The sequence below is a fragment of the Euryhalocaulis sp. genome (assembly GCF_013911995.1).
In the GTDB taxonomy this organism is placed as follows: domain Bacteria; phylum Pseudomonadota; class Alphaproteobacteria; order Caulobacterales; family Maricaulaceae; genus Euryhalocaulis; species Euryhalocaulis caribicus.
The window spans coordinates 42,046-50,795 of record NZ_JACESD010000018.1 but is presented as its reverse complement, the minus strand read 5'-3'; the positions used below and the strand labels follow the sequence as shown (position 1 = coordinate 50,795).

Below are 8,750 nucleotides of genomic sequence, written 5' to 3'. Positions count from 1 at the left end.
ACCATCGCCCTGTTCCTTTGTTTTGGCGTCACGGCCGCCGATTTGCGGCACGCCATGCGCGAAGCCAGCCGCGCGGGCGATCGCGCCCGCGGGGCAGCGGAAGCCATTTCCAGCCAGTTCGCCACTGAAGACGATGAAAGCGAAGCGCCCGAGCAGGGGCGCGCAGTGCGCCGCCCCGGCGGCGCGGCGGCCAAGCCGGCTCCCGAAAAGCCCGCGCGCAAGACCACGGTCAAGACGAAGATCAAGAAACCCGCGCCCTCGAAACGCGAGGAACGCGAGGCGCAACCTGTCCTTCCGCTTGTGGAGGGCGGCGATTTTGAACTGCCCCGCCTGGATTATCTGACCCGGCCCGCCGCGCGCAGCCATTCGGTCGACGAGCGATCCCTGAGCCAGAACGCCGAGCTGCTGGAGAACGTGCTGTCCGATTTCGGCGTGGACGGCCAGGTGGGCGAGGTGCGCCCCGGCCCGGTCGTGACGCTTTACGAGTTCGAGCCCGCGCCGGGCGTCAAATCCTCCCGCGTTATCAATCTGGCCGACGACGTGGCCCGCTCCATGAGCGCTACTTCCGCACGGATCGCCGTTATTCCCGGGCGCAACGCCATCGGCATCGAGTTGCCCAACCGCAAGCGCGAAACGGTCTTCCTGCGCGCGCTGATGGCGTCCAGCGAATATGAGAAAACCAAGTGCGACCTTCCGCTGGCGCTGGGCGAGACCATCGAAGGCGAACCGTTTGTCGCTGATCTGGCGCGCATGCCGCATTTGCTGATCGCGGGCACCACCGGGTCGGGCAAGTCGGTCGGGATCAACTCCATGATCCTGTCCCTGCTGTACCGCCTGTCGCCGGAACAGTGCCGTTTCATCATGATCGACCCCAAGATGCTGGAGCTGTCTGTCTATGACGGCATCCCGCATCTCCTCTCGCCGGTCGTAACGGACCCGAAGAAGGCCGTGACCGCGCTGAAATGGACGGTGCGGGAGATGGAAAACCGCTACCGCAAGATGGCCAAGCTGGGCGTGCGCAGCATTGATGGATTCAATGCCCGCGTGGCCGAGGCGATGGAGAGCGGCGAGACGCTGGAGCGTACGGTTCAGACCGGCTATGACCGCGAAACCGGCCAGCCGATTTACGAGACCGAGGCCATAGAACCCGAACCCATGCCTTTCATCGTCGTGGTTATCGACGAAATGGCGGACCTGATGCTGGTGGCGGGCAAGGATATCGAAGGGGCCGTACAGCGCCTGGCGCAAATGGCGAGAGCCGCGGGGATCCACATGATCACCGCCACGCAGCGCCCTTCCACCGATGTCATCACCGGCGTCATCAAGGCAAACTTCCCCTCGCGGATTTCTTTCTCCGTCAGCTCCAAGATCGATTCTCGGGTCATTCTGGGCGAACAGGGGGCGGAGCAGCTTCTGGGGCAGGGCGACTTATTGTTCATGCCGGGCGGCGGGCGCCTGCGCCGTCTGCACGGGCCGTTCGTTTCCGACCGCGAGGTGGAGCGCATTGCCAAGCACCTGAAATCACAGGCCGCGCCCGACTATCTGGAAGAAGTCACCGAGGAATCGGAGGACGGCGCCGGCGGCGGCATGTTCGGCCTGGACGAGGACACGGGCGACGAGCTTTACGATAAGGCCGTGGCGGTGGTGGCGCGCGACGGCAAGGCCTCGACCTCCTATATCCAGCGCCGCCTTTCCATCGGCTATAATCGCGCGGCGACCCTGATCGAACAGATGGAAGAGCAGGGCGTCATCGGACCGGCAGATCACGCCGGACGCCGCGAAATCTTTGTCGGCGATCACGCCGCCGATTAACAAAGTTTCACCCCGCGGCGCCTGTTCGCCCTGACATCACCGCCATAAGCTTCGCCTTCAACGGAATGGAGGCGGCCATGTTTGTTCGCGCAATCCTGTCCACGCTTGCCATCTCGCTGGCCGCCAGTCCGGCGGCGGCGCAGGATGAAACCCCGGTTCACAAATGGAATGTGGTCGGGTTTTCCAATCCTGAAAGCGTTTATGTGCCGGAAGGGTGGGACCGGGCCGTGGTTTCGAGCATCTCCGGTGAGGCGCTGGAGAAGGACGGCGACGGCTTCCTCTCGCTTCTCACGCTGGATGGAGAGATTGAAACGCTGCGCTGGGTCGAAGGCCTGAACGCGCCCAAGGGCATGCGCGCGCATGACGGCGTCCTTTATGTCGCCGATATCGACGAAGTGGTTTCCATCGACCTGGAGAGCGGCGAAATCATCGGCCGCGTGACCGCGTCCGGGGCCGAGTTCCTCAATGACGTCGCCGTTGCCGAAGACGGGACAATCTATGTCTCCGACATGTTGCGGGGCGGCGTCTATCGCATCGAGAGCGGCGAGGCTGAGTTCTGGGCAAGCGGAGACATCTTTACCCGGGCCAACGGCTTGCTGGCCGAGCCGGACCGGCTTCTGGTCCTGACCATACGCGCAGGCGCGGTGCTATCCGTGGATTACGAAACCGGGGACGCAAGCGTGCTCGCAGACGGGCTGGGCGCGCTGGACGGGATCGAGAAAGCCCGTGAGGGCGGATATTTCCTGAGTGATATCAGCGGCGCGCTGCACCATCTTTCCGACGATGGAGCGGTGATCACCTTTGCTGACAGCCGCGAGGCGGGCATCGGCGCCAATGATCTGGGCTATCACGCCGCCACCGGAACAATTCTTCTGGCGCGTTATGGCATGAATGCGGTCAGCGCTTACGGACCGCCCGAAGAATAGGCTAGAACACCTTTAAATTCGCGCCGATCAAGGATGCTCCATGACGATGCTGCTTTCGCTTCTCGCCGCCCTCACGCTCGCCCAGGCGGGCGCTGAAACCGCCCCGCCGCCGGGTCAGACCGATCTGGTTACCCTGGGGGAGGCGGACGCCCCGGTCATCGTGCACGCCTATATGTCGCCCACCTGCCCGCATTGCGCCGATTTCTATCGCGACGCCCTGCCGCTGATCGAGAAGGACCTGATCGAGCCGGGCAAGATGCAGCTGATCATCCGCGGCCTGCCCAGCCAGCCTGTCGGCATGTCCGTCGCCGGAATGATGGTGATCGAATGCGCGCCGGATTCCCGCGCCGCGGCCGACCGTATCTTCAACCAGCAGCATGAATGGATCGAACAGGCCAAGGCCGGCGACCCCAAGCCCTTCCTTGAGGAAACGGCCGCCGAGGCGGGCCTGTCCGCCGAAGAAACCGAAATCTGCATGACCGACCAGGCGCTGGCCGAAAGCCTTTATAATGGCGGCGGCGCGGCGGCCGACGCCTATGGCTTTACCGGCGTGCCGAGCTTCCTGGTCAATGGCGAGCCGGTGGGCGGCGACAAGCTGACGACCATTGATGACTGGCGCGCTGTGGTCGAGGCGGCCTCGGACGAGTGAACCGCATCTGAACGCGGCGGCCACGAATCGGTCATTCCCGATTCGTATATTCCCCGGTGAAATCACTGCGAGGTATCGCCATGCTTATCAAAGCCCTTCTGGCCGCCACGGTCCTGAGCGCCGCGCCCGCCGCGGCCGGTCTGGACGCCGCCGCTGAAACACCTGAAGCCGCGCCGCACCAAACCGCGGCGGACGCCCTGCCCGAACCCTCGGGCGAGGTGGATTCGGAAGTTGTCGAGCGCGTGAACGCCTATCTGGATAATCTGAACGCGGTTCAGGGCCGCTTCGTGCAGATCAATCCGGACGGATCCGCCTATGAGGGCGAAATCTATCTGGACCGCCCGGGCAAGGCGCGTTTCGACTATGACAATTATCCGCTTCTGATCGTGGCCGACGGCATGACCGTGGCGCAGCGGGATGAGGAGCTGGAGACCACGGATCGCGTCTCGCTGAAGTCCACGCCGCTTTATTATCTGCTGAAATCGGATGTGAACCTGACCGAGGACGCGCAGGTCGAAGCCGCCGGGACGTCCGGGGATTCCACCTTTGTGACTCTCAGCGATCCCGAAGGTGAATTCGAGGGCGTGCTGACCTTGTATTTCAGCAGCCCCTCCCTGGAATTGCGCGAATGGATCGCCACCGACGCGCTGGGACAGGAGACCCGCTTCGCCCTGACCGATGTCCGCCGCGCCTCCAGTCTCGACCCGCGCCTGTTTACACTGGACGGGGATCAGGCGGACGACCGGCGTGGGCGGCGCTAAGTCACTGAAATGACGATGCCTTAAATCATATTCCGCGGAACGGGGGCGGGTGATTCGTTCGCCCCATGTGGCCCGGATGATACAGGCAACAGACATTTCAGAATTTTCATTTGATTTTCTATTGCGCTGTTGTTCTAATGCAACGGCTGAACCATGTGGAGGCAAACAAGGCCGGATCGTCCCCCCCGTAACTCGGCCTTGATCGCTTCATGCCCCCGCGCCGGATTCCCCTCCTGCGGGAAGATGGACAGCACTGGTGTCGCGCCCCGGCTCTCCCCCTGGAGACCGGGGCGCTTTTTTTCGGCCCTATCCATGCTAGGACGGGCGGACCAACCCGCCCCGCCCGTTACCATTTCAGCCAGCGGAAACTCATCGTGCCCGATTTCAAAGTCGCTTCCTGGAACATCAATTCTGTCCGCCTGCGCGCGCCCAGCGTGCAGAAATACGCCGCCGAATCCCCGGCGGACGTTCTGATGCTGCAGGAGATCAAGTGCCGGAACGGCGAGTTTCCCGAGAAGGCGCTGAAAGACGCCGGCTTTCCTCACTTGATGGTGCGTGGCCAGAAAGGCTGGCACGGCGTCGCCATTGCTTCGAAACACCCGATCGAGGAACTGGATTGCGACCCGTTCTGCCGCAATGACGAGGCGCGACACGCCGGCGCGCGCATCAACGGCATCGAGTTTCACAATTTCTATGTTCCGGCCGGCGGCGACGAGCCGGATCCCGAGATCAATCCGCGTTTCGCGCACAAGCTGGATTTCCTTGAGCGCATGACCGCCTATTTCGCCAAACGGAAGGCGGAAAACCCGGATACGCCCATCGTGATCGGCGGCGACCTGAACATTGCCCCGCATGAAAACGACGTCTGGTCGCACAAGCAGCTCCTGAAAGTCGTCTCCCATACCCCGGTCGAGACAGAGGGCATGGCGAAGCTTCAGGATTCGTTCGATTTCATTGACGTCGCACGGGCGGTCTATCCCGAAGACGAAAAGCTCTATTCCTGGTGGAGCTACCGGAATCGGGACTGGAAGAAATCAAACCGCGGCCGCCGCCTCGACCATCTCTGGGTCACGCCCGCGCTGAAAGACGCCGCCACAGCGCATGGCCGCGACGCCCTGGTCATCCACCGCCATGCCCGGGACTGGGAAAAGCCCTCGGACCACGCGCCGGTCCAGCTGACGATGAAACTCTAGGGCACCAAGTTGTTCATCAACGCTGCCATGTGGTTTCTCTATATGCTTGCTGGCTCTCTATTCTTTTATGGGGTTTGGCGTCAGCTAGAATCAGAGATACACGATGGGTTGACATGGTCCTTGGGGTTTCCGCCGCTTAAATTGATTTTGTCTAGATTGGCGCTTCTTGTTGGCGCGGGGGTTGCGGTTTGGATTTTATTCAGAACTCAAATCTCGGAGAAAATTCAAGGTGGGCTACTAGCGTTAATAGGCGGCCTATTTTTCTTTGTTCATGGCCTTACCTACCCGAAGCTCCATCGAGAATATCAAGCAGCTCGAAGACGTTGGAAAGACTCTCAGGGCGACAGCCTATAGCCGCCGCTTTCGGTCAATAGCAGGCGCGCATTGCCGGGATCGGGTTCGATCTTCTGGCGCAGGCGATAGATATGGGTCTCCAGCGTGTGTGTGGTGACCCCGGCATTATAGCCCCAGACCTCGTGCAACAGCTCTTCCCGCGGCACTGCTTTGGCGCCGGCGCGGTAGAGATATTTCAGGATCGAGGTTTCTTTTTCCGTCAGGCGGATGCGCTTGTCCGCCTCGGTCACCAGCATCTTTACGGCGGGACGAAATTCGTACGGCCCCACCCTGAAGACCGCGTCTTCGCTCTGTTCATGGCTGCGCAGATGCGCCCGGACCCGGGCCAGCAGGACCCCGAACTTGAACGGTTTGGCGATATAGTCATTGGCGCCGGACTCAAGCCCCAGAATCTGGTCCGCGTCAGAGGTCTCGCCTGTCAGCATCAGGATCGGCGCGCTGACCTCCGCCTTGCGCATCAGGCGGCAGACCTCCCGCCCGTCCATGTCCGGCAGGTTTACGTCCAGAATGACCAGGTCAGGGCGCGTGTCCCGCGCAATGGCAAGACCTTCACTGCCGTCCGCGCCTTCCAGCGTGTCGAATTCCTCGTGCAGCTGGAATTGCTCGGCCAGCGCCTCGCGCATATCCTCGTCGTCTTCGACGATCAGGATGGTTTTTTTGGGTGTCATTGATTCGCGATCATGCCGCCGGAGACGCGTTCCGGCAATTGCTTGTAACCTGTTTCGGAAATCAGCGGGGTCAACACGGCGTGAGACTTCAGGCCTTCAGCGATAACCGTTTTGTGATCGGCGAACGCGAAACCCGCTGCGCGCTGGGCAAGGGCGGCGTTATCGCGGCCGAAGACAAACGTGAAGGCGATGGCGCGACGCCGCTGGGCGTCTGGCGCCTGCGCCGGGTTCTGTATCGCGCCGACCGGCTGGAGCGGCCTCAAACGGCGCTGCCCTGCCGCGCGACCCGGGCCGATGACGGCTGGTGCGACGCGGCCTCCGACCCGGCCTATAATCGCCCGATCCGCCTGCCCTATCCGGCCAGCGCGGAGACTTTGACAAGAGAAGACCCGCTCTACGACATTATCGTGGTGCTGGCGCATAACGACGCCCCGCCTCAACCAGAGCGGGGCAGCGCCATTTTCTTTCATCTGGAAAAAGAGAGTTACAAGCCGACGCTGGGCTGCGTCGCCATTGCCCGCGATGACATGTTTGAGGTTCTTCGCCGGGCCGATGCGGCCACGACGCTGGAAGTCTTCAAGGCCTAGGGCCGCTCCCCGAACAGGGCGGAGCCGACGCGCACGCTGGTCGCGCCATAGCGGATCGCGGTCTCGTAATCTCCGCTCATGCCCATTGAGAGTTTATCCAGACCGTTTCGTCTGGCGATCTTCGCCAGAAGCGCAAAATGCATGGCCGGCGCCTCGCCCACCGGCGGAATGCACATCAGTCCCTCCACCGGCAAGCCGTGCGTCTCGCGCACCGTCTCCAGGAAAGCATCGGCGTCTGCGGGCGATATCCCGGCTTTCTGGTCTTCCTCGCCGGTATTGATCTGCACATACAGGCGCGGCATCCGGCCCTGCTTGTCGGCTTCTTTCACAATCGTTTTCGCCAACTTCTCCCGATCCAGCGTCTCGATCACATCGAACAGGGCCACCGCATCGCCCGTCTTGTTGGATTGCAGCGGCCCGACCAGCCGCAATTCCAGATCCGGGTAGTCCGCCCGGCGGTCAGCCCAGCGTTCCTGCGCTTCCTGAACGCGGTTCTCGCCGAACAGGCGATGGCCGTATTCCAGCGCGGCCGCGATGCGCGGCTCCGGTTGCTTCTTGGAGATGGCGACAAGACTGGTATCGTTCATGGCGCGGCCGGCGCTTTTAGCGGCCTCATCCATACGGGCGCGAACGGCGTCGAAATTTTCAGCGATTGAAGGATCGGTCATGCAGGCGAGATATGGTCCGGCGGATGCGCTGGCAAGCCTGACCGCCCGTATGAAAGGCGCAGGAACAGCGCCGGCGCTGTTCCTGTTCACCGATCCGCAACGCACGCCCGACCCGGCGGCGGCGGCCCGCGCCCTGCCACCGGGCAGCGGGGTCATTTATCGTCATTTCGGCAAGGCGGGGCGGGCGGAGGAGGCCGCCGCGCTGGCCGAGACCGCGCGGGATCATGGATTGACCCTGTTGATTGCAGCCGATCCGGAACTGGCAAACACGGTCGGGGCGACCGGGGTTCACTGGCCGGAATGGGCCTTGCCGCGCGCACGGCGGGTTGTAACGAACCGGTTTGCGGTCAATAGCGCCGCCGCGCATACGCCCCTAGCCCTCAGGCGCGCCGCTGCGGCGGGCATGGATTTCGCCTTCATTTCGCCGGTGTTTGAGACGCGCAGCGCCAGCGCGCGCAGATCGCTGGGGGTTTTTCGCGTGCGCGCGCTTGCCAGGGAATCGTCGATCCCGCTCTACGCGCTCGGGGGATTGAATCCGCACAACGCCAAGCGGCTGGAAAATTCCGGATTGTCGGGGATCGGGGCGATGGACGCCCTGAACGAAGCCTAGAAGCGCAGGGCCGTTTCGACCTTCACCTGCGGCGCGTCTTCCTCGCGCTGGTTCAGGATCGGGTTTTCGTCGCGGGAGACATAGCCCAGCTCGCCGCCAACCCGCATGCGCGGAGTGATGCTGAAGAACGCCCCGGCGCGCACGCCGTCCAGCCGCTGTTCCGCATCAATAGCTTCACGGGAATCCAGTCCGAAGCGGAAATCCCAGCGCGAGCCCGTAGACCAGATCACTTCCGACCCGGAGCCCCGCAGCGCGCGGCCCGTCACGTCGTAGGCGTCGGAATCCTGAGTGAAATTCTGATACCAGGGAAGGCCGGAGTCCGGCGACGCCGCCGTGTCTTCCGCCGCCGCAACCACCGCCGATTCCTCATTTTCCTGCGCATGCGCAACGCCTGCGGCCCCGAAAAGGGCGGCGGCCAGCGCAGCGGAGGATATGAAGCGCGACATGGTCATGACGGTTAGACAATAAACTCCCTTCGAACGCTCATCATATAGTCAAACGCATCTGGATTTACAGAGTCAT

The 8,750-nt window shown here is 62.7% G+C and carries 10 protein-coding genes; 7 read left to right on the top strand and 3 right to left on the bottom strand.

Translation table 11 applies throughout. From position 1 onward, the window contains the following. The 5 genes from H2040_RS06775 to H2040_RS06755 all read left to right on the top strand — a co-directional run. On the top strand, nucleotides 1-1,812 hold a 1,812-nt coding region (locus H2040_RS06775), incomplete at its 5' end, for a DNA translocase FtsK (protein WP_287156216.1). 77 nt (nucleotides 1,813-1,889) lie between these two features. Continuing rightward, nucleotides 1,890-2,738 (top strand): hypothetical protein, encoded by an 849-nt coding sequence (locus tag H2040_RS06770; RefSeq protein ID WP_287156209.1) that lies wholly within the window; start codon nucleotides 1,890-1,892, stop codon nucleotides 2,736-2,738. Between the two features lie 40 nt (nucleotides 2,739-2,778). Beyond that, entirely contained in the window at nucleotides 2,779-3,387 is a 609-nt protein-coding gene (locus H2040_RS06765) for a thioredoxin domain-containing protein (RefSeq protein ID WP_287156208.1), read from the top strand. Nucleotides 3,388-3,467: 80 nt separating this feature from the next. Then, nucleotides 3,468-4,148, top strand: a complete 681-nt coding sequence (locus tag H2040_RS06760) for a LolA family protein (RefSeq protein ID WP_287156206.1) — start codon at nucleotides 3,468-3,470, stop codon at nucleotides 4,146-4,148. A gap of 374 nt (nucleotides 4,149-4,522) precedes the next feature. After that, the gene (locus H2040_RS06755; protein WP_022696869.1) at nucleotides 4,523-5,341 is read left to right on the top strand and encodes an exodeoxyribonuclease III; all 819 of its coding nucleotides are present in this window, start codon (nucleotides 4,523-4,525) and stop codon (nucleotides 5,339-5,341) included. Nucleotides 5,342-5,676: 335 nt separating this feature from the next. Here H2040_RS06755 and H2040_RS06750 read toward each other — a convergent pair whose 3' ends face one another. After that, nucleotides 5,677-6,363, bottom strand: coding sequence for a response regulator transcription factor (locus H2040_RS06750; protein ID WP_287156203.1), 687 nt, complete (start codon nucleotides 6,361-6,363; stop codon nucleotides 5,677-5,679). An 80-nt stretch (nucleotides 6,364-6,443) separates the two neighbouring features. Between H2040_RS06750 and H2040_RS06745 the strand changes: the two genes are divergently transcribed. After that, nucleotides 6,444-6,950, top strand: coding sequence for a L,D-transpeptidase family protein (locus H2040_RS06745; RefSeq protein WP_287156201.1), 507 nt, complete (start codon nucleotides 6,444-6,446; stop codon nucleotides 6,948-6,950). Here the strand turns inward: H2040_RS06745 and H2040_RS06740 are convergent. Next, nucleotides 6,947-7,618 carry a YggS family pyridoxal phosphate-dependent enzyme gene (locus H2040_RS06740; protein ID WP_287156199.1) on the bottom strand — a complete coding sequence of 224 codons (672 nt, stop codon included), beginning with the start codon at nucleotides 7,616-7,618 and terminating at the stop codon, nucleotides 6,947-6,949. The genes H2040_RS06745 and H2040_RS06740 overlap by 4 nt on opposite strands. On the opposite strand from H2040_RS06740, the gene H2040_RS06735 reads away from it, so the two are divergent. Continuing rightward, nucleotides 7,617-8,228 (top strand): thiamine phosphate synthase, encoded by a 612-nt coding sequence (locus H2040_RS06735; RefSeq protein WP_287156196.1) that lies wholly within the window; start codon nucleotides 7,617-7,619, stop codon nucleotides 8,226-8,228. The two genes, H2040_RS06740 and H2040_RS06735, sit on opposite strands and share 2 nt — an antisense overlap. Here H2040_RS06735 and H2040_RS06730 read toward each other — a convergent pair. Next, complete coding sequence (locus H2040_RS06730; protein ID WP_152485797.1) at nucleotides 8,225-8,674, bottom strand: NtrZ family periplasmic regulatory protein; 450 nt, start codon at nucleotides 8,672-8,674, stop codon at nucleotides 8,225-8,227. The two genes, H2040_RS06735 and H2040_RS06730, sit on opposite strands and share 4 nt — an antisense overlap. Between the last annotated feature and the right edge of the window lie 76 nt (nucleotides 8,675-8,750).

What these genes read in the sequence shown, in the direction of transcription:
- H2040_RS06750 (WP_287156203.1), bottom strand. Translation starts at nt 6,363, where the DNA reads ATGACACCCAAAAAAACCATCCTGATCGTCGAAGACGACGAGGATATG.
- H2040_RS06760 (WP_287156206.1), top strand. Translation starts at nt 3,468, where the DNA reads ATGCTTATCAAAGCCCTTCTGGCCGCCACGGTCCTGAGCGCCGCGCCC.
- H2040_RS06735 (WP_287156196.1), top strand. Translation starts at nt 7,617, where the DNA reads ATGCAGGCGAGATATGGTCCGGCGGATGCGCTGGCAAGCCTGACCGCC.
- H2040_RS06770 (WP_287156209.1), top strand. Translation starts at nt 1,890, where the DNA reads ATGTTTGTTCGCGCAATCCTGTCCACGCTTGCCATCTCGCTGGCCGCC.
- H2040_RS06765 (WP_287156208.1), top strand. Translation starts at nt 2,779, where the DNA reads ATGACGATGCTGCTTTCGCTTCTCGCCGCCCTCACGCTCGCCCAGGCG.
- H2040_RS06730 (WP_152485797.1), bottom strand. Translation starts at nt 8,674, where the DNA reads ATGTCGCGCTTCATATCCTCCGCTGCGCTGGCCGCCGCCCTTTTCGGG.
- H2040_RS06740 (WP_287156199.1), bottom strand. Translation starts at nt 7,618, where the DNA reads ATGACCGATCCTTCAATCGCTGAAAATTTCGACGCCGTTCGCGCCCGT.